Annotated in this window: 22 protein-coding genes; 13 read left to right on the top strand and 9 right to left on the bottom strand. The window is 38.9% G+C overall.

The annotated features are described in order from the left end of the window. Nucleotides 1–70: 70 nt before the first annotated feature. Nucleotides 71–280 (bottom strand): hypothetical protein, encoded by a 210-nt coding sequence (locus H6G06_RS19610; RefSeq protein ID WP_190563152.1) that lies wholly within the window; start codon nt 278–280, stop codon nt 71–73. Between the two features lie 239 nt (nt 281–519). Between H6G06_RS19610 and H6G06_RS19605 the strand changes: the two genes are divergently transcribed. The 4 genes from H6G06_RS19605 (at nt 520) to H6G06_RS19590 (ending at nt 4,132) form a co-directional block, all read left to right on the top strand. Then, nucleotides 520–2,679 (top strand): Tex family protein, encoded by a 2,160-nt coding sequence (locus H6G06_RS19605; protein WP_190563150.1) that lies wholly within the window; start codon nt 520–522, stop codon nt 2,677–2,679. A 139-nt stretch (nt 2,680–2,818) separates the two neighbouring features. Beyond that, nucleotides 2,819–3,148 (top strand): 2Fe-2S iron-sulfur cluster-binding protein, encoded by a 330-nt coding sequence (locus H6G06_RS19600; protein WP_190563148.1) that lies wholly within the window; start codon nt 2,819–2,821, stop codon nt 3,146–3,148. A gap of 309 nt (nt 3,149–3,457) precedes the next feature. Next, entirely contained in the window at nt 3,458–3,844 is a 387-nt protein-coding gene (locus H6G06_RS19595; protein WP_190563146.1) for a phage holin family protein, read from the top strand. A 99-nt stretch (nt 3,845–3,943) separates the two neighbouring features. Further along, nucleotides 3,944–4,132, top strand: a complete 189-nt coding sequence (locus H6G06_RS19590; RefSeq protein ID WP_190563144.1) for a YqaE/Pmp3 family membrane protein — start codon at nt 3,944–3,946, stop codon at nt 4,130–4,132. 48 nt (nt 4,133–4,180) lie between these two features. Here the strand turns inward: H6G06_RS19590 and H6G06_RS19585 are convergent, their stop codons facing one another. Continuing rightward, nucleotides 4,181–4,978, bottom strand: coding sequence for a hypothetical protein (locus H6G06_RS19585; protein WP_190563142.1), 798 nt, complete (start codon nt 4,976–4,978; stop codon nt 4,181–4,183). A 606-nt stretch (nt 4,979–5,584) separates the two neighbouring features. Next, the gene (locus H6G06_RS19580; protein ID WP_190563140.1) at nt 5,585–8,401 is read right to left on the bottom strand and encodes a cation-translocating P-type ATPase; all 2,817 of its coding nucleotides are present in this window, start codon (nt 8,399–8,401) and stop codon (nt 5,585–5,587) included. A gap of 596 nt (nt 8,402–8,997) precedes the next feature. Here H6G06_RS19580 and H6G06_RS19575 point away from each other — a divergent pair. After that, a complete protein-coding gene (locus H6G06_RS19575; RefSeq protein WP_190563138.1) occupies nt 8,998–9,195 on the top strand; it encodes a hypothetical protein in 198 nt (65 codons plus the stop codon). Nucleotides 9,196–9,252: 57 nt separating this feature from the next. On the opposite strand, the gene H6G06_RS19570 is transcribed toward H6G06_RS19575, so the two are convergent. Further along, nucleotides 9,253–10,011: a Uma2 family endonuclease gene (locus tag H6G06_RS19570; RefSeq protein WP_190563136.1), complete on the bottom strand. Its 759-nt coding sequence runs from the start codon at nt 10,009–10,011 to the stop codon at nt 9,253–9,255. A gap of 220 nt (nt 10,012–10,231) precedes the next feature. Between H6G06_RS19570 and H6G06_RS19565 the strand changes: the two genes are divergently transcribed. The 4 genes from H6G06_RS19565 to H6G06_RS19550 are packed head-to-tail and all read left to right on the top strand — an operon-like array spanning nt 10,232 to nt 13,601. Continuing rightward, complete coding sequence (locus H6G06_RS19565; RefSeq protein ID WP_190563134.1) at nt 10,232–10,942, top strand: hypothetical protein; 711 nt, start codon at nt 10,232–10,234, stop codon at nt 10,940–10,942. Between the two features lie 3 nt (nt 10,943–10,945). Further along, nucleotides 10,946–11,587 carry a hypothetical protein gene (locus H6G06_RS19560; protein WP_190563133.1) on the top strand — a complete coding sequence of 214 codons (642 nt, stop codon included), beginning with the start codon at nt 10,946–10,948 and terminating at the stop codon, nt 11,585–11,587. Further along, nucleotides 11,584–11,853 (top strand): ABC-three component system middle component 6, encoded by a 270-nt coding sequence (locus H6G06_RS19555; protein ID WP_242039783.1) that lies wholly within the window; start codon nt 11,584–11,586, stop codon nt 11,851–11,853. The genes H6G06_RS19560 and H6G06_RS19555 overlap by 4 nt, the downstream gene beginning before the upstream one ends. Further along, on the top strand, nt 11,850–13,601 hold the full coding sequence (locus H6G06_RS19550) for an ABC-three component system protein (protein ID WP_190563131.1): 1,752 nt from the start codon (nt 11,850–11,852) through the stop codon (nt 13,599–13,601). The genes H6G06_RS19555 and H6G06_RS19550 overlap by 4 nt, the downstream gene beginning before the upstream one ends. A gap of 173 nt (nt 13,602–13,774) precedes the next feature. Here H6G06_RS19550 and acs read toward each other — a convergent pair whose 3' ends face one another. Beyond that, nucleotides 13,775–15,745 carry an acetate--CoA ligase gene (gene acs / locus H6G06_RS19545; protein WP_190563129.1) on the bottom strand — a complete coding sequence of 657 codons (1,971 nt, stop codon included), beginning with the start codon at nt 15,743–15,745 and terminating at the stop codon, nt 13,775–13,777. A 449-nt stretch (nt 15,746–16,194) separates the two neighbouring features. On the opposite strand from acs, the gene H6G06_RS19540 reads away from it, so the two are divergent. From H6G06_RS19540 to H6G06_RS19530, 3 genes are all read left to right on the top strand, one after another. Beyond that, entirely contained in the window at nt 16,195–16,887 is a 693-nt protein-coding gene (locus H6G06_RS19540; RefSeq protein WP_190563127.1) for a hypothetical protein, read from the top strand. A gap of 66 nt (nt 16,888–16,953) precedes the next feature. Then, a complete protein-coding gene (locus H6G06_RS19535; RefSeq protein ID WP_190563125.1) occupies nt 16,954–17,376 on the top strand; it encodes a hypothetical protein in 423 nt (140 codons plus the stop codon). Nucleotides 17,377–17,700: 324 nt separating this feature from the next. Continuing rightward, nucleotides 17,701–18,450, top strand: a complete 750-nt coding sequence (locus tag H6G06_RS19530; RefSeq protein WP_190563124.1) for a TerC family protein — start codon at nt 17,701–17,703, stop codon at nt 18,448–18,450. 95 nt (nt 18,451–18,545) lie between these two features. Here H6G06_RS19530 and ndk read toward each other — a convergent pair whose 3' ends face one another. Further along, a complete protein-coding gene (gene ndk, locus H6G06_RS19525; protein WP_190563296.1) occupies nt 18,546–18,995 on the bottom strand; it encodes a nucleoside-diphosphate kinase in 450 nt (149 codons plus the stop codon). A gap of 271 nt (nt 18,996–19,266) precedes the next feature. On the opposite strand from ndk, the gene speA reads away from it, so the two are divergent. Further along, nucleotides 19,267–21,279 carry a biosynthetic arginine decarboxylase gene (gene speA / locus H6G06_RS19520; protein ID WP_190563122.1) on the top strand — a complete coding sequence of 671 codons (2,013 nt, stop codon included), beginning with the start codon at nt 19,267–19,269 and terminating at the stop codon, nt 21,277–21,279. A gap of 70 nt (nt 21,280–21,349) precedes the next feature. Here the strand turns inward: speA and H6G06_RS19515 are convergent, their stop codons facing one another. The 3 genes from H6G06_RS19515 to H6G06_RS19505 all read right to left on the bottom strand — a co-directional run bounded on the left by H6G06_RS19515 (nt 21,350) and on the right by H6G06_RS19505 (nt 24,643). Beyond that, nucleotides 21,350–22,519, bottom strand: a complete 1,170-nt coding sequence (locus H6G06_RS19515) for a nucleotidyltransferase family protein (RefSeq protein ID WP_190563120.1) — start codon at nt 22,517–22,519, stop codon at nt 21,350–21,352. A 111-nt stretch (nt 22,520–22,630) separates the two neighbouring features. After that, on the bottom strand, nt 22,631–23,446 hold the full coding sequence (locus H6G06_RS19510; RefSeq protein WP_190563294.1) for a segregation/condensation protein A: 816 nt from the start codon (nt 23,444–23,446) through the stop codon (nt 22,631–22,633). A 102-nt stretch (nt 23,447–23,548) separates the two neighbouring features. Then, on the bottom strand, nt 23,549–24,643 hold the full coding sequence (locus H6G06_RS19505; protein WP_190563118.1) for an AI-2E family transporter: 1,095 nt from the start codon (nt 24,641–24,643) through the stop codon (nt 23,549–23,551). Nucleotides 24,644–24,745: the final 102 nt, after the last annotated feature.

Below are 24,745 nucleotides of genomic sequence, written 5' to 3'. Positions count from 1 at the left end.
CACCAAGCCAGTTTTATTCCTGCCTCCTGCCTTCTGCTGTAATTACTCCTGACTCCTGAATTCTGTTCTTTTAATAAATTTTCCGCAACAGTTTGTTACTACCGAAAAGTACAAAAACTAACAAACCCAACTGAATTTGCCAAGGTGCTAAAATGAGGCTCAGAATCAGCGTGACAGCTGTAAATACACCTGCAATATAAGCAATCTCATCATTTTTCTTGTTCAAAAAATAACCAGTTATGAAACCAGTAAATAATGGAATCAGAAAAAACAAAGGCATTTTACTAAATCCTGAACTAACAGCCTAATGGTTGAAAGCTATAGTTTCAACCTATATTGGAAATAAGAATTGATTATACACTTAAGTATGTTTTCCTCACAATACTTTGTTTAAACTTAGGATATGAATCGGTTCAGATGAGGTAATTATTTGGTAAATTATCTGAGTTTCCGGGCTTGTACTAGCATACTGATCTAGCATATTACCTTTTTGAGTAGCATTTTTAACTGAAACACCTAATGTTGAACATTCCTCAACTACTAGCAACTGAACTAGAACTTAAACCCCATCAGGTGCAAAACGCGCTGGAACTCTTAGCTGAGGGTGCGACAATTCCCTTTATTGCACGTTACCGCAAAGAACGCACGAACGAGATGAATGAAGTGCAGTTGCGGGACTTAGCTGATAGGCATACATACTTAACAGAATTAGAAGAAAGGAAGCAGGTGATTTTAAATGCGATCGCCCAACAAGATAAACTCACAGACGAACTACAACAGAAAATCGCCTCTTGTCTGCAAAAAACAGAACTTGAGGATTTATACCTACCATATAAACCAAAACGTCGCACTCGTGCCACTATCGCTAGAGAGAAAGGACTAGAACCTTTAGCAGCATTTATTAAATCATTAAATGTTAAAAATGGTGTATCAGCGGAATTAGCAATAGAAGCCGCAAAGTATGTTTCTGAAGAAAAAGGTGTAAAAACTGCCGAAGAAGCATTAAAAGGCGCATCAGATATCTTAGCCGAAGAAGTTGCCGAAAAAGCAGAATTACGCGCCTATTTACGGGATTATTTGTTAGCAGAAGGTGTGTTTATTTCCCGTATTAAAGATGAACATCCCGAAGGTACAACCAAATTTGAAATGTACCGTAACTATCAAATCAAAGTTAAAAACATCGCCCCCCATAATATGCTGGCTTTGTGTCGGGGTGAAGCTGAGAAAATCTTAAACTTTGAAATTGCTTTTGATGAAGATTTTGTTCTATCATACTTAGAATCCCAAGAAATTAAAACCAAAGTTAGAACAATTCGAGATTTTTATCAACCGATGTTAAAAGATGCTTTTAACCGCTTAATGAAAATCTCTCTGATCGGTGAAGTAATTTCTGAGAAAAAAACATATTCTGACATCGAATCTATCAAAACCTTTGAAACAAACTTGCGGGAATTATTGCTATCCGCACCCGCAGGAATGAAACCAACCTTAGCCCTAGATCCAGGTTTTAGGACTGGGTGTAAAGTTGCCGTTTTGGATCAAACGGGTCAATTCTTAGAATATCAAGCCGTATTTCCGCACCAAGCAGCCGAACAACGGAAAAAAGCAGCGCAAACCATCAAAAACTTAATCGAAAAATACAAAATTGAATTAATAGCCATTGGGAACGGAACAGCATCCCGTGAAACAGATGAATTTGTCGCAGAAGTATTAGCAAATTGCGAACGTAAACCAGTTAAAGTCATGGTAAATGAATCTGGTGCTTCCATATATTCAGCCAGCAAAGTGGCACTAGAAGAGTTTCCTGAATTAGATGTTACTGTCAGAGGTGCAATTAGTATTGGTAGAAGATTACAAGACCCATTAGCGGAATTAGTAAAAATCGATCCCAAATCAATTGGAGTCGGACAATATCAACACGACGTTGATCAAAAATTGCTGAAAAAGAAACTTGATGAAACCGTAGAAAGTTGCGTTAATTATGTCGGAGTAGATTTAAACACCGCTTCCAAAGAATTGCTGACCTTTGTTTCAGGGATAACGCCCACAGTCGCTAACAACATTATCGCCTATCGCAACCAAAACGGTGCTTTCAAAAATCGTAAACAATTGTTAAAAGTAGCAAAATTAGGACCCAAAGCCTTTGAACAAGCAGCAGGTTTTTTAAGAATTCGAGATGGAGAAAACCCCTTAGATAACACCGCAGTCCATCCAGAAAGTTACTCACTTGTACAATCGATAGCGACTGATTTACAAGTACCATTAAATCAAGTCACACAAATAGCCGAAAGACTGAAAAAGACAAACTTAAGAAAATACGTCACCGACACCATCGGAGAACCAACACTGCGCGACATTCTCAGCGAACTAGAAAAACCAGGAAGAGATCCCCGTGCAGAATTTAAGTATGCGACATTCAAAGAGGGAATAAAAGAAATTAGAGATTTAAGCGTAGGAATGGAACTAGAAGGAATAGTTACCAACGTTGCTAATTTTGGGGCATTTGTTGATATCGGTGTACATCAAGATGGATTAGTACATATATCCCAACTAGCAGATAGATTTGTGGATGATCCCAATAAAATCGTCAAAGTTGGACAAGTTGTAAAAGTTCAAGTCTTAGAAATCAATGAAAAATTAAAACGCATTGGTTTATCAATGAAAGCAGTCAAACAGTAGAAGAAAATATCACGCAAAGATGCAATCTCCGTCAGGAGATCCTGCAGGGTAGACACAAAGAAAGTTTTTCTTTAATTCTCCCTGCGTCTCTGCGTGAAAAAATCATATCTTCACCTCAATAAAAAAATCCACAATTGATATGACAGTTTATCAAGTTAGATTCATTAACGAAAAATTAGGATTAGATCGGACAATTCCCATACCAGATGATCAATATATAATTGACATAGCAGAAGAAGCGGGTATGCGTTTACCATCAGGTTGTAAACAAGGGGAATGTTCAGCTTGTGTCGCTAAACTCATCAGCGGTGAAATTGATCAAAGTGAGCAAAAATTTCTCCGTCCCCAGGAAATAGAAGCTGGTTATGTCGTTACCTGTGTAACTTATCCCTTATCTCATTGTGTTTTGGAAACTCACCAAGAACAATTTTTATATAAATCCTCCCTTTACTATAGGAATCCTATTTGATTAAGACTTACGCAAGTGCCACATCAAACATCTCTCGTCGGGTGCTTCAGACTGCATCAAACCTTTCAATAAACAGATTTTTCACATCTGACGCACCCTACTAATATGCCAGTTGCATAAGTCCTGTTGATGGTAAAAATTCAGGGTTTTAGATCCCTTACTTCTTCAAAAAGTCGGGTATATTGCTGTTCAGTGACTCTGTATTTTAGAATATCCCCCTTTTGATATACTGACAATCCTATCTATCAATAGAGGTGAAAACTGCAATTTTATTTAAAGATATACATATAAGTTACAGAGGTAAAAATAATGTTGGCGACATTCTTAACCGCACTCGCTACAGCATTAAGCTTGTTAATTGTTGATATCATTTTTCCAGGTGTTGATATCGCCAATTTTCCCGCAGCTTTAATTGTGGCTTTAGCTATTGGTTTAATTAATAGTGGAGTTAAACCAATTATCGCTACCCTATCTTTACCATTGACATTTGTGACGTTAGGTGGATTTTCTTTAGTCGTCAATGGCATCTGTTTTTGGTTAGCATCAGTTTTAGTTCCTGGGTTTAGAGTTCAGGGAATTATCGCTTTTATTCTCGCTCCCGTAGTCCTATCTTTGGCTAATACATTCATCAGTAAATACTTTGCTGAAAGGAATCTGGAATTACAAAGCAATACTAATATTACGACCGAATCTTAATATGATGATAGTCGTCAGATAAATCCTAAGATGGATTTAATTGTTAGATTTGGTTTCCAGAATCAATGTCAGTACATTTGAAAAAATAGCAACTATTCCATGAAATTAACTCGTTTGCTGCTTGGTTTATTCTTACCCCCGGTAGGTGTATTTCTTACAGTTGGTGTTAGTCCAACTTTGATCATTAACATTTTGCTCACCCTTCTCGGTTGGCTTCCTGGAAGTATTCATGCACTTTGGGTAATTACTAAGCATGAAGAAAGACTGAATAGGGGAGAAGGTATTTAGAAAACTTGAATCCTTGCTACGCAAGGATTTAAAATGAAAATAAATAGTTTACAATAACCGTGCAGCAGCTTCTCGTAATTTTTGCTGGCAATTATTAGTGATGGGTTCACCATGTGCAACGGAAATTATTTGTAATGGTTGAACGGTATCAGCTAACTTTTCCAACCATTGACGATAGGCTTTTCTATCATTCATAAAAAAGCTTTTACCTAAAAAAGTAATCCCAAAAAAACCTGCTGCACCTAACCAGGAAAGTATATATTTATTTTTGGGGACGTATTTGGTTAAATATTCATCTGTGAGATTAAAGAGAATATCTGTGAAAATTAAGGCTTTACCTGTAGGTAGGGGTAATTCATAAGCTAATTCTTGGGGGTTTATTCCTGCTGGTTGATGACAGGTAATACCGTATTGGGGAAGAAATTGTTCTGCTATTTCCTCTACATTAACTATTTGTTCTGCATAGGGTTTAACGACTGCGGGGGTAACGACGATTAAATCAGGATAACGTTGTTTATAAACTTTAGCATCGAGTCTATGAATAGGGTTAGGGATAATCATAATTTTGGGATCACCTAAAGATTCTAGTTGTTGTATTGTGGGTTCATCTAAACAAATAGCACTATGAATCAATAAGCTAGAATCTGGTAATTTATAAATGATCATTTCCCTTGGTGCAACAGGTTCATTAGGAAAAATTCCTGTAACGTGCCAAATATTTGGTGCTAACTCTTCAATGGGACTATGAGGTAAAACGTGAGATTCCCATTCGCTACTATTGGTAGTGGTTTTAGCGCGTGGTTCATATCCGGAAAAGAAAGAATAAAAGAATTTGGTTTTATTCATTGGTATTGGTTAAATTAAGTTTGATTACGACCAAAGGACACAGTCCAGTAACTTAGCTTTTCATTGTAGTGGAGAATATTAAACAATACCCACCATTCAGACATTTCATCTTGTGGGAAGTTAAATTCCAGTTTAACTTCTTTATTACCAGTTATCATCAAGATCGCGTAAAGCTCATATTTTCGACCGATATTAGGTCGATTCTGTCAACCCAAATATCTATGTAATTGAGAGACCTAGCTACAAGTTCATCTAAGAGGTTGTTTGAAAAGTATTAGATGAAACCAATAATCTTCAGTAACCTAACCCCCCTTCCCCCCTTCCCTACGAGGGAATGGGGGTTTCAAAGCCTCTCCCCGCGTCGGGGAGAGGTTTGGAGAGGGGTTGATTTATACATTCAAAACTTTTAAAACATCCTCTAATTTGCTAATGATATCTTTTGCCAGCTGAAGGGTTTCTTCGCTGGGAGGATTATCTTGATCACTAAAACAAAACTCAGCTTCGTTGGATAATATGATACTTCATTTACCACTATCATCTTGACATATATCTTCAAGTTTCAGCATGGATGATTATATTAGAAATAAATATGAGTATGACAAAATATTATAAAGAGGGAATTTCCGTTTGAGGGTTGACTCTGCCAATAATTCGCTTTCTTAATTCGTCAGCTATTAAAATTAACGGTGGACAAAACAATAACATCAATAAATAAGATGGTTTTAAAGCTGCTGTCGAGAAGATTTTTTGCAGAGTAGGAGAATAGATAATAGAGAGAATTAATAACCATTCCACCGCAATTCCTGCCCAAATTAAACGGTTAGTAAAAAATCCCAAACGCAAAATTGAAAACCGTTCCGAACGACAAGCAAAAACGTTACCATCTTGACAAGCTACAATAACGGCTAAAGTCATTGTCGTTGCTTGGTGATAAATCGCCATTGTCGCCGCATTAGCTGAGTGTGATAAAATACTAGGACTAAGTGCTTGTAATTGTGGAAGGTTATAACCATTTGTCCACCAAACAAAGAAAAATCCTGCCATACCAGCTAAACCTTCCAGCAGTCCTAAAAAGCAGTAAGCACGCAGCAATAAAGGTAAATCTAACAGTGCTTGGGATTTTTTTCGGGGTGGTAACTCCATTGAACCAGTTTCCGGTTTTTCTGCCCCTAATGCCAATGCAGGTAACATATCTGTACCTAAGTCAATAGCTAAAATTTGCAAAATTACCAGTGCTGGGGGTATTTTCAAAAACACCATTGCTAGGAAAGGTAGAAACTCGGCCATGTTGGAGGAGAGAATATAAGTCATGAATTTGCGGATGTTTTGATACACCGCCCTACCCTGTTCAATTGCAGACACGATAGTGGCAAAGTTATCATCTATGAGAACAATATCCGCAGCTTCACGGGCAACATCTGTACCGCTAATTCCCATTGCAATGCCGATATTGGCAGCGCGTAAAGCGGGGGCATCGTTAACACCATCACCAGTGACAGCGACGATATGACCAAGGGTTTTATAGGCTTCAACTAACCTGAGTTTCTGTTCTGGCATCACCCTGGCAAATACTAACCCGGTTTTGTGCTTGTGGATGATTTGCCGTAATTGCGTATCAGAAAGGTGTCCTAATTGTTCTCCGGTGATAATTCTGGGTTTACCGTTTGCTAAACCAATACGTTGGGCGATCGCAGCGGCTGTTAACCCATAATCACCTGTAATCATAGTAACTTGAATGCCGGCACGATGACAAAGAGAAATGGCATCCGCAACTTCTGGACGTGGTGGATCAATCATCGCCACCAAACCCAAAAAAGTCAAATCCTGTTCTAACAAATTATTATCTAGCTGATTTAATTCCCCCCCACCTTGCCTTGTAGCCACCCCTAAAACACGATAACCTTGACTAGCCAATTGATCATTAGCCGTCACAACTTCCTCGCGCTGAGTTTCCGTTAATTCCAGCTTTTCCCCCGAATGCCATAAATACCGCGAATGCTGCAACACATCTAAAGGCGCACCCTTAGTAAAAATCAAATATTGGGAATTTTCAACATCATCTAACCCTAAATTACCTGCTAACAAAACCGTCATCATCCTTCGGTGAGAATCAAAAGGAATTTCCCGAACTCTTGATGCTTGCTGTTGCAACTCCTCCAACTTCAACCCCGCCTTAATAGCAGCCACCAATAACGCCGCTTCCGTAGGATCACCCACAGCTTGCCATTGATGAGAATTAGCCGGATGATTTAACCGCGCATTAGAACAAAGCGCCGCACCAGCCAACATTAACCGCACCTGAGACTGATTTTCACTAGAGGTAATTTCCACTTCCCCCTTCGGCTCATAACCCACCCCAGTCACATTAATATTAGTATTAGGAATCCACAATTGGCGGACAGTCATTTCATTTTTCGTCAAAGTCCCGGTTTTGTCAGTGCAAATAACAGTGGTTGCACTCAGAGTTTCCACCGCAGACAAACGCCGCACCAAAGCATTTTTTCTGGCCATGCGCCTAACACCAATTGCTAAGGCTAAACTCACAGTAGGTAGTAAACCTTCGGGGACAAATGCCACAATAATCCCAATGGCAAAAATGAAACTTTCCTTCAGTTGCATTCCCACCAGCAACTTAGTTAATAAAAATATCACCACCCCCATACTCAACGCAATGATAGTAATGATGTGAACCACCCTAGAAATCTGCACTTCTAAAGTGCTGGCTTCCCGCTGCACATGGGCTGTAAGATGGGCTACTTGACCAAATTCTGTATGCGTGCCTGTGGCATATACTACCGCCAGTCCTCGACCAGCAGCTACAGTAGAACCTGCAAATACTAAATTACTGGCTTCAGAAGCATGGATATTTGCGGCGGTGACAGGTTCGCTAATACGGGGAACGGGCAAAGATTCCCCTGTGAGTACGGAAGCATCTACATATAAAGATTGACTTTCAATAAGTCTCGCATCAGCGGAGATTTTATCACCTTCTTCCAACTGCATGACATCGCCGCTAACTAATTCACGGGCAGCAATTACAGATAATTTTCCATCACGATAAACTTTGGCTTGGGAAGGTAAGATTTTTTTTAAAGCTGATAAAGCTTTTTCGGCTTGATATTCCTGCCAAAAACTAAAAATAGCATTAATCCAAATTACTGCCCAAATTGCCCAACCTAATTCCGGCGTTTGGGAAATAAAAGCTAATATTCCCGCTACCCACAACAGCAACGCCATAAAATGGGTTAATTGGTCAGTGAAACGGAGTATTAAAGGGCGTGTTTGTGGTTCGGGAAGTTCATTATAACCAAATTGTTTTAATCTTAAATTAGCTTCTGCCTCGCTGATACCTTGGGGAGTTGTTGTTAGTGTCTTGTAGACATCTGTAGGTGTCAGCGTCCAAATATGAAAGTTGGAATTCATACTTTTGGTATCAATCGGGCTTTGATATTTTAGATGCTGAGTCTATACCTATTCATCTGTCAAAGGTATTATCTGAATCAGGATGTCCGGGATTTAAAGATTTACAGGATGGTAATTTTTAGATTGTTTGTTGGTGATGAAGGTTGTATTTGTCAGAATCAGGATATCCAGGATTTTAGGATGAACAGGATGGTAATTTTTAGATGGTTTATAATCATTTAAATAAAATTATCAAAAAACATCCTGAAAATACCCAACATCCTCACAAACAATCATTCAGCAACATCCTGTTAATCCTATCATCCTGGACATCCTGATTCTGACAAATTACAAGATCAGTACATCATTACATCATTTTAATAACTGATATTTTTCTCTGTGTCCTCTGTGTCTCTGTGGTTCGTTTAAAAAAAGTAATTTAACAGTAATACTAGAATAATTGAACGCAGATAAACGCAGATAAACACAGATAAAGATGGACAATCAAAATTCAAAACATGAGACTTTCAAACAACATCCTGTAAATCCTAAAATCCTGGACATCCTGATTCAGACAAATTAAAATATTAGTACACCACAAATAAAATATATAATGTATGAATAACTCAACATTTACCATCTTTATCGTCTTTGGATTTCTTTGGATTTTTATGGCCACTGCTGCTGTAATTGCTCTTTTTAAAGCGGATGGTCAAGAAATTCGCTTTGGTAAAACAGGATTGATCATTGCTATTTCTATCATTTTACCAATTATTATTACCCTTAGTTATGCAGCATTTAAAGGGACATTTTAATAATGATTGTCTGAATCAGGATATTATGATTCTGACAAATTTTTGAAAAATTAGTATTTATTCTAGCATTTCCAGATCAATTCCTAAAGCATGAAGTTGTTCAGGAGAAAGGGAGCGTAATTTTTCCACAAGTTTTTCCCGCTTTTGTTTTTCAACTGCTGCACGTTCTTCACCTGTTAACAATAAATTCCCTGCTTCATCCCACCAACGCAACCAAGGTAAATCAGCATTTTGATATAAACCTTGCCAAATTCCCAACTCGACTCCTAAAGGTTTAATGGGATAATGTCCCTGTTCATTGGGTGTCATTAATTGATAATTATTATCCACTAAATGATAAACTTCGACTTGTGCTTTTGCTACTTCATAAATGGCATAATAAGGAACACGGATAGCTTGTTCATAAACCCAAAATTTACCAACTTTACCTTCATTTCCTTGAGATGGTGGTGTTTTATCTCGTTCTTCTGCACCGTCACCAGAGACAAATTCAATTACTATTAAAGGTGCAATATATTCTTTCCATAACACATAAGAACGGCGGATTTTACCGTTTAAAGTTGGTGGTACATTGGGTACATAAAACCAATCTGGTGCTTCTGCACCTTTTTCTGGTGGATCTGTTAAACGCCAATATATCCCAGAATCTTGACCTATACAATATTGTCCGTCAGGATGCAGTTTTTCGAGAATAGGTTTAATTGAGTCTGTAATTAATATACTTTGGGGATGTTCTTGCAGATTTTTCACAAATGTACCATCGGAGTCTGGTAGCTGGGTGTGGTCTGGTAATGTCAATACTGTGAGGGAAGTCATAGGCATAACCAAGGTTGTATTTATATTTTATTGTATATAAGTAATTTTTTTTGTTTGAGAGAGTTGCACTCAGAGGTTGTGTGGGGAATTGTAACGTTATAAACAGCTTTTATAAATTTGTAGTTGTAATAAATTTTTACTTATTTTTTGTTTAAATTGCTACATTATTACGCTAATATACTAATACTTAATTCTAAGCAAGTAATAAATTTAGATAGCAATGTCCTCCAACTTCGATTTAAGACTCCAACACTTAGAAGATAACATTAGACAAGACCAAGACTTGCTCAAAGAGTATGAAGATACTTTGCGATACGAAGATGAACCACGTCGTAAGGCTAGGTACAGACGAGAAATTGACCAATTGAGGGAATCTGCTAATCGTTATCAGAAAGAATATGATGAATTGCGATCGCAGATAACTGGTGAATCATCTGTACAAATGCAGAATGTAGCTATTGAGTTACAACAAATGAATACTAGATTGGATAGATTATATGCTGGTCAGAAGGCTATCTATGAAAACATTAATCACTTGCGTCAAGGACTACTAGCTCGTTATGAAGCTGGTGAACAGAAAATAATTGCAACCCTCACTGAGCAGTTAGATCAATCTCAAATGGTTATGATTTCTACTGTTTTAGACGCAATAGAAACTAACCAAGTCACAGAAGGAGAAATGCAAAATATTTTACAAGGGATACAGCAAAATATAACTAAATTGCAACAAGAAGGTACTGCTTTACCAACTAGCGAATCAGCTTTAGTGGAAATTATAAATTATCCTGAATTAGATTTTAAGCACAGATTAAAGGTTGCCATACCTCTTATTCCTTTCATTTTGGACTATGAAGGTGAACTAGAACTGGGAACAGGAATAAATTTAAAACAAGCTGTGCAAGCCTTGATGATGCGATTGAAAGGAGAGTAAATTGTGGATTCGCATCAGCAGCGGAAAAAAGATTTAGAAGAACATCTAAAAGAGGATTATAGTTTACTGAAAGAATTAGAAGATGATTTGCGTCTTACAGAAGAAAGCAAACCGAAAATAAAATTAAAAAAGCAGATAAAAGAAGTAAAAACTAGAATTGATGAATACACAAATGAGCTAAATGCTTTACCAAATTCGCTAATAGAGCCAGATTTACTTGCTAATGCAATGACAAGTATCACATTTTATGAATTAGACATAGTTATCAAGGCTATGATTACTTTTCAGGCAAATCCCGCACCTCCAGAAACTAACTTTGCACTTACAAATCCAACAGAAAAAATTGCAAAAAATAGATTTACTAATCATGTTCTTCTACCACTAAATATGGGAATGTCTCAAGTATGGGAAGTTCATAGTCTAGTTAACATTTATGCAAGTCGTGATTCTAGTTTTCCAGAAAGATTGAAAGCGGTGTTTATCCAAGAATACGATAGATTAATATCAAAAGGCATTTCTGGAGATGCTTTATTTGATGCACTATGTAAATTCTCAAGTGGTAATAGTACAGACATCAAACTAATATCAGCAGGTCTTGCTCTTATTACTTATCTTTTTTGGAAATGTGAGGTATTTGAGCGATGACAAATTCAACAAATACTGCTTCTAGTTATCATTCCCCAATGATTTTGCCCACAAAACATATTTCTACTAGTTATTCTTTGTTGGGAATAGGTGCTAAAATACTAGAACAATTGTACCACCCTAGAACAGTTTCATCACTTTGGAGTGTTTGTCATACTATGCCAGAAGTGGCTACATTTGAGCGTTTTGTTTTAACTCTTGATCTCCTATACACTATAGGAGCAATTGAGATGGAAATGGGATTACTTCGGAGGTGTCACCGATGATTCATGCTGTTAGGTGTAATCAGCCATCATTCAAAACAGTTAACTTTAGACCAGGCTTAAATGTAGTTTTAGCAGACCGTACAGCAGAATCTGGGATCAGAGATTCACGTAATGGACTAGGTAAATCTACTCTAATTGAAATTATTCATTTTTGCCTTGGCGGTAACATTGAAAAAGCGAGAGGACTGGGTTCTAGAACTCTTCGTGGTTGGGCTTTTAGTTTAGAAATTACATTAGCAAATAAAATTGTTATCGTTACAAGAAATACTGATGATAAGTCTGAGGTAGTAATTGAGGGTGATACTACTAACTGGCCTATACAACCAAAAGAAGAAGAAGGTAGAAAAGTTCTCAGTATAGATGAATGGAAAGTTGTTTTAGGCAATTTAACATTCGGATTACCCATTGATGATGAAAATAAAAAATATACTCCTACTTTCCGAAGTTTAATTTCTTACTTTATACGTCCTAACAGAGATGCTTTTTCTCAACCATTTGAGTATTTTCCCAAGCAACCTGGGTGGAATACACAAATTAATAATGCTTTTCTACTTGGTCTTAATTGGGAATATTTAAGAGAGTTACAGCTTTTAAAAGATAGACAGAAACTAATAACAGATATTAAAAAACTTAAAAAAGATACAGAACCCGGAGTTTCAATTAGTGTTTTTGGTTCTTTGGGAGAACTTGAAGCTTTAAAAGTTCAGGTAGAGGAACAACTACGCGAAAGAAAAGAAGCTCTTAATACTTTTAAAGTAGAACCACAATACAATGAACTAGAAATAACTGTTAACAGATTAACTTCAGAAATTCATGCAGCAACAAATAAAAAAATTACAGATCAGAAACTACTTGAATTTTATCAATCCAGTCTTGATACAGAAAATGAACCAAGTCCAGAAGATGTTATTAATATATATCAAAAGGCTGGTATTGAATTACCAGGTTTAGTGACTAGAAGGCTGGAAGAAGTAGAAGGATTTCATCGTCAGCTAATAGAGAATCGTAGAGAATTTTTAGCAATTGAAATAAAACGTCTTAGAAGAGAAATAACTGTTACAGAAAGTTATATTAGAGAAAAAACTAATCAGCGCGCTGAATTATTGGACGTTCTAAGAACACATGGAGCTTTAGAAGAATATACAAGGCTACAAGAAATTTATCTTGATAATCTAGCTAATCTCAATGAAATTAATAAACGTATTGCAGAATTAAAACAATTTGAAGAAGAAAAGAGTACCTTAAAAATTGAAAGAGAACATTTGTTACAACGCGCACGTCGTGACCGCGAAGAACGTAACGAGCAAGCTGAACGTGCTATTAATTTATTCAGCACTAATTCTAGATTTCTGTATCGCTTTCCTGGAACATTAATTATTAATGTAGAAAACAATGGTTTTACATTTAGAGTAGATATTAGAAGTGATGGTAGTGAAGGTATAGATAAAATGAAAATATTCTGTTATGACTTAATGCTGGCACAAATTTGGTCAGAACGTGATCCTTCACCCCGCATATTAATTCATGACAGTACAATTTTTGATGGTGTAGATGATAGACAAGTAGCTCAGGCTTTAGAACTAGCTGATAGAGAGTCCATAAGATGTGGATTTCAATATATATGTACTTTAAACTCAGATAGAGTTCCACGCTCAGATTTTGCACTTGATTTTGATTTTGATTCTTTTATCAGATTAAGACTTACAGATGAGGGAGAAGAAGGAAAACTACTAGGTATTAGCTTTTAAAAGAAATGATATTGATTTGTACTTTAAAATTAAGATGTCAAAATACAAAAAACACTTTGCATCTTTGCTCCTTAGCGCCTTTGCGCGAAATAAAATAGGGTAAGCAACATTACTTACCCCATAAATTCTTAATTCAAAACATTTTGAATTCTGAATTTTGAATTTTGAATTGTTTATGCACCTTCCCGCAACTTATCCAAAACACTGCGGTCTTCCAAAGTCGAAGTATCCCCCGACACCTCTTGACCAGCAGCTAAATTCCGCAACAAACGACGCATAATTTTACCCGATCGCGTTTTTGGCAGAGCATCAGTAAACCTGATTTCACCAGGACGAGCGATCGCACCAATTTCTTGAACAACGTGCTTCTTCAGTTCCTTACTCAACTCCTCACTCGGTTGATAAGTCCCCTCTAAAGTCACAAAAGCTACAACTTCCTCACCCTTCAACTCATCAGGTTTACCCACCACCGCAGCCTCAGCCACCGCCGGATGAGACACCAACGCAGATTCTACTTCCATTGTTCCCAAGCGGTGTCCAGAGACATTCAGCACATCATCCACACGCCCCATCACCCAGAAATAGCCGTCTTCATCCTTTCTCGCACCATCACCAGCGAAGTACGTATATTTACCATCTTTGGGCGGAATATGTTCCCAATAAGTCCGACGGAAACGATCAGGATCACCGTAGACAGTCCGCATCATTCCCGGCCAAGGATGACGTACCGCTAAATAACCACCTTCATTTTCTGGAACTGTGTTACCGTCTAAATCTACGATATCTGCAATAATGCCAGGAAAAGGCAGAGTTGCAGAACCGGGTTTAGTGGGAATTGCACCAGGTAAAGGTGTGATCATAATCCCACCTGTTTCAGTTTGCCACCAAGTATCCACAATTGGACAGCGTTCACCACCAATGATTTTGTGATACCACATCCAAGCTTCAGGGTTGATAGGTTCACCGACAGTTCCCAGTAAACGCAAAGAAGAAAGATTCCGGGCATTGGGTAAATGTTCACCCATTTTAATAAAAGCGCGGATGGCAGTGGGAGCAGTATAAAAAATTGTTACGCCGTATTTTTCAATCACATCCCAGAAACAACCAGGATTAGAAGTACGAGGCGCACCTTCATACATGACAGTGGTTGCACCGTTGGAAAGGGGACCATAAACAATATAGCTATGTCCAGTAATCCAACCTACATCAGCAGTACACCAATATACATCTGTGTCCTGGAGGTCGAAAATCCATTTGGTGGTAAGATGGGTGTATAGGTTATAACCGCCTGTAGTATGCACAACGCCCTTTGGTTTGCCGGTACTACCGGAAGTATAAAGGACAAATAGCATATCTTCGCTGTCCATTGGTTCAGCAGGACAATCTGCGGAAACACCTTTTTGTAAATCGTGCCACCAGTGGTCTCGTCCTGGTTCCATCTGGGTTTTTTGACCTGTGCGTTTGACAACTAGCACATCTGTTATACTGGGTACGGCGTTATCAGCTAAAGCTTTATCTACCTGTTCTTTCAGAGGTACGATCGCATCTTTACGCCAACCACCATCTGCGGTGACTACTAATTTAGCTTCTGCATCGTTCAAGCGATCGCGCAAAGCTTCAGCACTAAAACCACCAAAAACAACGCTGTGAGGTGCGCCTATTCTCGCACAGGCTAACATGGCAATGGCAGCTTCGGGAATCATCGGCATATATATTCCCACGCGATCGCCTTTTTTCACACCCAACTGCTTGAGGACATTAGCAAACTGACAAACTTCTCGATGCAATTGGGCATAAGTTAGCGTCCGTGAATCTCCTGGTTCACCTTCCCAGATCAACGCTGCCTTATTTTTACGCCAAGTAGTTAGATGTCTGTCAAGGCAGTTGTAAGAAATATTAATCTTGCCATTGACAAACCACTTCGCAAAAGGAGGTTGCCAATCTAGCACATTGTCCCATTTTTGGAACCAATGTAACTCAGTTTCGGCTAATTCTGCCCAAAATGCCTGTGGATCAGCCTTAGCTCTATCGTAGATCCGCTGATATTCTTCCAGACTTTTAATATTAGCCTGTTGGGAAAAATTACTTTGAGGATGAAATAGACGGTTTTCCTGTAGGATGGATTCTATAGTCGGTTGAGACATGGTGATGTATGTAAACGATATGGTGACTGAAAACTATTGTTAACAAACTTTTGACAAACAGTGTTTAGATTTTCGTTAAGCTGGGAGTAGATATCCAAGTTACTCAGTTTACACCAATCGCAAGTAAGCAAGAATGAGCAGCTTAGGACAGATTAAAGCTGAAAAAATATTAAGTGTGATTGAGGAAATCAAAAACTGTACATTTTGTACCTTGTCAAACGGTAAGATAACAGTGTATTACTGAGTTAATAGGTATTTTGCACCAACTAACTGGGTAACAACCAGGGTTGTCGAATCCTCAAACTTTGGCAAATACAACATTTGGGATAAATTGTCAATGAAATTTCTTTTTAAACCCAAATTTTAACACTAAACCATGATTCATATACTCCTGTTAAAAGGTATAAGTTTTTAACAAAATCGTTAGTTACTGAAAAGTAGGGCGTAGTTTGCAAGCAAAAGAGATAAAGGATAAACTAAAGTCATTAACCGAAAAAGCCTCAACGATAGATCCTCAGTTAGCGAAAAGATTAAATGAGATCAATCGTTGGGTAAAATATACTCGCCCTGGTTCCCTGACTGCTAAACCATTTGTCCTTGGCTTTCTCTTAGAGGTAATTACAGACTCTACAATTTGGTTGATAATTCAATCATTACCTTCCCAAGCAGCACGACAAGCAAAATTTGAGCAAATGACGGCCAATGAAAGGTATTGGTATGGTTATTTATTTCCTAAGTGGATAAACTCAACAGATGCCAAATTTTATATTTGGAAGAAAAAAATGATGGCAGGCGAGTTTAATCAGTTTGATGATGATATTATTAAATTAATAGCTCAAGATGTTGTTCGTCGTGAAGGTAGTTTTTGGCAGCGTTATATTGCCGACCTTTCTATGGCAACAGATTTAATCATCAGTAATCATCAACAGAAACCACTTTGTATTCAAATTACCAGTGTTAGCAAAGAATTTCATGGCCAAAAATATGAAAAGTGGCAAAATGCACTGCAAATGTGGGAAATAGAAAGAGGATTGTTCTTAAGTTACAACCCCGGTGAGAATGATTTTATCAACCAGTTAGTAAATGTGGCGCTGTATAACAGTGATCATCTTCCCCAAGGAAAGTATATCAACTTTTCCTGAACTCAAATTTTCGATATTGAACACCTGAGTCCTTGCCTACATCGTTACCTGCTTACGACAGCATTTATGCTTAACCAAAAAGAAATGAACAGCATTACTCAAGTAGATGAATTTGCTGAAATTTTAGCAGCAGCCCGCAGAATGCAACAAGATTGGTTAGAATATGGGGTAAATTATGTTCATCTTTATGTTGAAGATGCAGATGGAGATTGGCTAGAAACGTGGGATAATGATGCAATATTAGGTGATTCCTTATTAGATTCTATTAAAGAATTTTTGGTTAGTAATGATGATGTAGCGGTGAAAATCAGGCAGAATTTAAAAGATCAGCCCCTGTTTGATTTAGCAGTAGATTTGGAAGAATGTTTGAGGATTTCTAGAGAAGATGAAAAAACATCTGCTGTCAGAGATATTTTAGTTCGTCGTCTTCATGTTTGTGATATTGATTTACTTGAGTTAGCAAATAGGTTGTTGGAAAAGTTGTTTTAACAATTTGCGGAAGTCCCCACCTTCAATGTACTCATAAGGTGGGTTTGATGTATCAGACATAGGACCAAGCTTTTATTTCAAATTTTTTCAATATTATACAAATAACAGCTTTTTAATATACTTTGTCAAGTTAGTTGGCATGACTAATTTCATAGTAATGACAGTCTTGTTTTATACCAATTTTTTCCAAAAACCTAAATGACAACACCATCAAAATCTACCAGAACCGCGTTAAACTGGATAAAAGTAGAAATTTATTGCATTTTCTATAATAAGAATCCCCGTCCCTGTTAATTTAAAATTTTCCCTGTCTGAGAAATTGGAATGCTAGACCAAATTTTTAACTACCTAAACTTTCATTTCAGCATAGAAGCCTCTATAGTCTTATTAATCTTAGTATTTTTAGAGGCTGTGCTATCAGCGGATAACGCGATCGCCCTCGCTGCGATCGCCCAAGGACTAGAAGACAAAAAACTAGAAAATCAGGCACTAAACATTGGTTTAGTCTTTGCCTATGTGCTACGAATTACCCTACTGCTGACAGCCACCTGGGTACAAAAATTCTGGCAATTTGAACTATTGGGCGCTGCTTACCTATTGTGGCTAGTATTCCAACACTTTGCATCACAAGAAGACGAAGACAACCACCATCACGGACCCCGGTTTAATTCTCTGTGGCAAGCTATACCTGTCATAGCCTTTACAGATTTAGCCTTTTCCTTAGATAGCGTCACCACAGCGATCGCCGTTTCTCAGGAAACATGGTTGGTAATTACCGGCACTACCATCGGTATCGTCACCCTGAGATTTATGGCCGGGTTATTTATTCGCTGGTTAGATGAATATGCAAATTTAGAAGACGCAGGTTATATCACTGTAGCTTTTGTGGGTTTACGCTTGCTATTAAGAGTCATCAACGAAGATTTAGTCCCACCCCAATGGCTCATGGTTAGTGCGATCGCCATCATCTTAACCTGGGGCTTTTCCAAACGTACAGAACTAGAACTAAAAACAGAAGAAACCGAAAAATCCGAAAAATCCGAAAAATCCGAAAAATCCGAAATCACAAAATAAGGAACTGGGTGATGAGGTGATGGGGAAATTAACATTCTACCTGTTGCTTCCAGTCCCCAGTCCCCAGTCCCCAGTCCCCAGTCCCCAGTCTCCAGTTACTCTTTCAACCAAGGAGTTAAATGAGGTTGCCAGCTAACTAATTCATCATCCTTAAACCACAGAGCAATTTCTCGTTGCGCTGTTTCTATAGCATCAGAACCGTGGATCAAGTTACGACCAATGCTAATGCCAAAATCACCGCGAATTGTGCCTGGTTCTGATGTTAAAGGATTGGTTGCACCAATAATTTTTCTCGCAGATGCTACAACACCTTCACCTTCCCAGACCATAGCCACTACTGGACCAGAAGTGATAAATTCAACTAACCCAGCAAAAAAAGGTCTTTCCCGGTGAACATCATAATGTTGTTCAGCCAATTCTTTGCTGACTTTCATAAACTTCAAGGCAACAAGGGTAAAGCCTTTAGTTTCAAAGCGACGGATAATTTCACCTACCAACCCGCGCTGGACTCCATCAGGCTTGATTGCTAAAAATGTGCGTTCCAAATCTGTCTCCAAAAGCATAAAAAATTTTCTGCGTTAATTGTCAGTTGTAGGTATGTCTTTTGTCTAGTAGTTCCAGAAATTTCTAACTCAGGAAAGACAGGAATTTACGAGGTATTCATAATTGGTAATGGGTAATTGGAACTATTACCCAGTCCCCAGTAAATCCTTAACTCATTCTTAACCAAGAAAAAATCTTGCTGGGTGCATATCTGTTACTAAACTAATTTGCTAAATTGTTAGTTCGTGGGTGAAACACAGAGGTCAGGAAGAAATGGGTGTCGAGTCAACTACCGATGAGATTGTGAAAATGCCTACTAATGGGCATAAGTCAGAATTAAAAAGCCAAAAGCACAAGAAACTGCTACCACCTAGCACCACGTCAGGAGATTTACCTCGGACTTGGAAAATTGAGGATAGTGAAGACCTGTACCGCATTGAAGGTTGGGGAAGACCTTATTTTTCCATTAATGCTGCTGGTCATGTGACAGTTTCCCCCAAAGGCGATCGCGGGGGTTCTCTAGACTTATTTGAATTAGTCAACGCCTTAAAACAGCGAAATTTGGGACTTCCCATGTTAATTCGCTTTTCCGATATTTTAGAAGATCGGATTGAGCGATTAAACGCTTGTTTTGCGAAAGCGATCGCTCGTTATAACTATCCCGGTGTTTATCGAGGTGTATTTCCTGTCAAATGCAACCAGGAGAGGCACTTAATTGAAGATTTGGTGCGTTTTGGCAAACCTCATCAATTTGGTCTAGAAGCCGGTTCTAAGCCAGAATTAATGATAGCTCTGGCTTTATTGGATACACCAGGAGCGTTGTTAGTTTGCAACGGCTACAAAGACCGAGAATACATTGAAACGGCAATGTTATCCCAAAGACTCGGACAAACACCAATTATCGTCATAGAACAAATTGAAGAAGTCGATTTGGTAATTGCTGCTAACCTGCAATTGGGAATTAAGCCCATTTTAGGAGTAAGAGCCAAATTAAGCACCCAAGGCATGGGACGTTGGGGAACATCAACAGGCGATCGCGCTAAATTTGGGTTAACCATCCCCGAAATTATGGAAGCAGTGGACAAGTTACGAGAAGCTAATTTACTCGATGCCTTGCAGTTGTTACACTTCCATATCGGTTCACAAATCTCCGCCATCAATGTCATTAAAGATGCCATTCAAGAAGCGAGCCGCATCTATGTAGAGTTAGCGATGCTGGGAGCGGACATGAAATATCTGGATGTTGGTGGTGGCTTAGGTGTAGATTATGACGGCTCCCAAACCAACTTCTACGCCTCCAAAAACTACAATATGCAAAACTATGCCAACGATATTGTAGCAGAGTTAAAAGATACCTGTAGTGAGCGACAAATACCCGTACCTACACTGATTAGCGAAAGTGGCAGAGCGATCGCATCCCATCAGTCAGTTCTCATTTTTGACGTTCTTAGTACCAGTGGTGTCCCCCTCGATCTCCCAGACCCACCACAAGAGGGAGAATCACCCATTATTAATTATCTATGGGAAACCTATCAATCTATCAACAAAGAGAACTATCAAGAGTTTTATCACGACGCGGCTCAATTTAAAGAAGAAGCCATCAGCCGCTTTAATTTAGGAATTTTACGCCTCAAAGAACGCGCTAAAGCCGAGCGTCTCTACTGGGCTTGTTGTCAAAAAATTCTGGAGATTACCAGACAGCAGGAATACGTACCCGATGAATTGGAAGACCTGGAAAAAATCATGGCTTCCATCTACTACATCAATCTGTCTGTGTTTCAATCAGCACCAGATTGTTGGGCAATTGATCAACTATTCCCTATCATGCCCATACATAAGTTAGATGAAGAACCCACACAACGGGGAATTTTAGCAGACCTCACCTGTGATAGTGATGGTAAAATTGACCGCTTTATTGACTTGCGTGATGTCAAATCAGTTTTAGAATTACATAAATTCAAACCTAATGAACCCTATTATCTGGGGATGTTCCTAAATGGAGCTTACCAAGAAATTATGGGTAACTTACATAACCTTTTTGGTGACACCAACGCCGTTCACATCCAACTCACACCCAAAGGCTACCAAATTGAACACGTTGTGAAGGGTGATACCATGAGTGAGGTAGTTAGTTACGTACAATACGACTCTGAGGACATGGTAGAAAACATCCGTCAACGCTGTGAACAAGCCTTAGAAGAAAACCGCATTACCCTAGCCGAATCTCAAAGACTGCTACAAACTTATGAGCAAAGTCTCCAAAGATATACTTACTTGAATAGTTAAGACTGGGGATTGGGGACTGGGAAGAAGTTATAGATCATTCCCCTTATTCCCTGCTCCCTACTCCCTGCCTCTAATTGATATTTGCCCCCAACAATTCAGCGATCGCTTGGTGTTCCAAAGGAATTTCCGAAGGTGGGGTTTGACGAGCATCTGTAATCAGCCAGTCCAAAGCCGCCGCTTGAACATCAATCGCGGCTCCTGTCTTATCAACACAATAACGTCCAAATACCAGCTTATCTACCAATCGCACTCCCGGACCTAAGCGTGACCATTCAAAAATTACACTATTGTCCACAGTTGCACCATTACAAATCCAGCAATTAGGTCCAATCATCGCCGGACCGACAATTTTCGCCCCGTCTTCAATCCTGGTCATACCACCAATGTAAACCGGACCAGTAATATCCACTTTGTCCCAATTCACTGCTACATTTAAGCCAGTGTAAATACCAGGAGCAACTTCATTACCAGGAATTTGCACATTTTTAATTTCCCCTAGCAGCACACCACGAATAGCCCGCCAATAATCCGGCACTTTTCCAATATCTACCCATTCAAAATCCATCGGAATGGCATAAAAAGGCGCATTGATTTCCACCAGTTTAGGAAACAACTGGCTACCAATGTCATACTCAACCTCAGAGGGAATATATTCAAACACCTCTGGCTCAAAAATGTAAATACCCGTATTGATATTGGTGCTGAGTGCTTCCTCTGTTGAAGGTTTTTCCTGGAAAGCTTTGATCCGATTGTCTTCATCTGTGACAACCACACCATAGCTAGAAACTTCTTCCTTGGGAACAGATTTGGTAATAATGGTAGCAATTGCCCCTTTAGACTTATGCCACTTTACCGCCTCAGTTAAATCCAAATCAATCAAAGCATCACCGCACAATACCACAAACGTATCATCAAAAAATGGTGAGAAGTCTTGGATACGCCGCATCCCCCCAGCTGAACCAATCGCTTCTCCTACAAGTTTACCGTCATCATCAATTTTCCCTTCAAAAGAATAACCAATCTGCACGCCAAACCTTTGACCATCACGGAAATAATTTTCGATTTCCTCCGCCAAATGGCTAACATTGACCATAATCTCGTCAAATCCATGTTGGCGTAACAACTCCAATAAAAACTCCATCACTGGCTTTTGCAGGATGGGAATCATCGGTTTGGGAATGGTATAAGTAATGGGACGTACACGAGTCCCCTTACCCGCTGCGAGAATCATCGCTTTCATAAAATTTTATTCCTCAGCCACAAGCCAGTTTACTTTTATCAAATGATACTTAATCATCAGTCAGTTATCTTTTCAATTTACTAGGATTCTGGGTTTTGCTGACGCAAAAATTTAGTTGATTGGGTTGCATCTGTTGGCTGAAGTAGGTAAACGGATTTTTATTTCCTGGTAAAATTCTTCTTGAAATAGCTCTACCTTGGATTGTGCAGACAGCAGCAGTAATGCCCAAAAAACGCTCACTAAGCTGCCATTTTTTGATTCATGCTCAGATCCATTCTTATCTGCTTCCTTTGTCTTAGTCCACAGCTGTACCAATTGTTCTAGATTCAAACATTGTTCCTCTAAATTTAGCTCCCTTGCAGAAAGATGCAAAACCTGTTCTAGTTCTAAAGCCACTTCTGTTAAATTTTCTTGGTGAGCTAATTCTAATGCCTCCCGCATCGTTTGCATACTAGGCTGACGCTTAGGACGGTGAGGTTTGGTGGCTTTCTCTACCCGTTTTAGCTGGTTAGCCATAATCTGCAATTGTTCAATTAACTCTTGCAGAGTCACACGACGCTTTGGTGGTGGCATTGCTGCTGGACGGCGGCGCAACTGTCGCTCTAGTTGCAAACGCTGGATGGGATATAATTCCCCATCTGCATCCTCCAGCATTGAATCATCAGACACATTATCTATGATATTATCTACTGTTGACAATTGTACTAAGGTATTAGCTTTAAATAGTACAAGCATGGATGCTGATAAAAAAGCCTGTCCAGATTGAGACAAGTCAGCTTCATAACCTCTAGCTGTTGCTTCTGGTGCCATTAGTTCTAAGTAGCGGTCAATCACCTCAATTACCTGCACATCCCAAGGGTCTATTTCCCCCTTTTGGGCTTGGTCAATCAGGTTTTTAATTGTTTCTAATAGCTTCTGGGCATCCATTAGTTTGTCAGTTGTCAATTGTCAATTGTCAGTTGTTCTTCTCCCCCTGCCCCCTCTTCCCTGCCCCCTCTTCCCTGCCCCCTCTTCCCTGCTCCCTGTCACCTATTCATCTTCACTAAATTTTGAATCATTAACAACTGTATAGCTATATACAGAATTTCCATGCTTGCTGTTTTTAATAGCATCGAAAGTGCCTTTGATAGTACCAGCAATTGGCACAGCAACCAGTGTTCCCAACAAACCAGCAATCTCAAATCCCATCAAAATCGCTACAAAAATCCACAGCGGATTCAGTCCAATAAAGTTACCAAGTAACTTGGGAGCTAAGATATTATCTTTGATTTGTTGCATGATAATTGCCATCATTGCTACTGGAAATGCTAACCACCAAGTCTGTAAGAAAACTAACAACGTTACCAAGCCTATCCCTAAAGTTGCCCCAACAAAAGGAATTAGTTCAGAAATACCAATAATAATGGCAAATAATAGGGCAAATGGTACCCTCAGAAACAAGAAAATGGGAGTGAGAGCTACCACCATAAACAGTCCCAGCAACAATTGGCTTAGGAAAAAGTTCTGGAAATTTAATTGCAAAGACTTGCTGAAGGGGATGCCGAAATGAGATGGGAGTAGATTAATTAGACCATACCACACGCGATCGCCATATAACAGCATATAAAAAGCCAGTACAACTACTAAAACTATGTTCAGTAATGCTGACAACAGGATTCCCGCAAATCCCACTGCACCAGAAGCTATCTGTTGCAACAAGTTCTGCACACCAGCATTGATTTGACTGGTTACTAAGCTCAGGTCAACTTGTATACGTTTTTGACGCGCCAACACCTGCAACTTTCCCAGGTTGTCTTGACTGGAGGCCAACCAATCAGGAATATTATTTAAAAGCTGGATTGTCTGGTCAATTACCATCGGTACAAGAGTAACACCCAAAATAATCAACAAAGTTAAAGTGATAAGTAACACTATGATGACTGACTGAGTACGAGTAATCCGCGCTCTCTCAAATAACTTGACCGGGTAATTGAGTAAAAACGCCAGAATTGCCGCAATACTCAAGATAGTAATTGGATGCTGGAAATAACGAAACAGGACGGACAGTAGCCAGACATTGAGAGCGATAATCGGGCCACTCAGACCATAAATTAGCAGACTTTGTAGAGAGGCTGAACGGCGCATCTGATGTAATGTTTAGGCAGGAGGCAAATTAAGTCAAAAGTCAAAAGTCAAAATTAATAAACTCCTGACTTCTATCCCTCAGTAGCAACTTGGGTTAGTATT

The organism is Anabaena sphaerica FACHB-251 (genome assembly GCF_014696825.1).
Lineage (GTDB): Bacteria > Cyanobacteriota > Cyanobacteriia > Cyanobacteriales > Nostocaceae > RDYJ01.
Note: the sequence above shows the minus strand (reverse complement) of the source record. Positions and strands in the feature narration are given on the sequence as shown.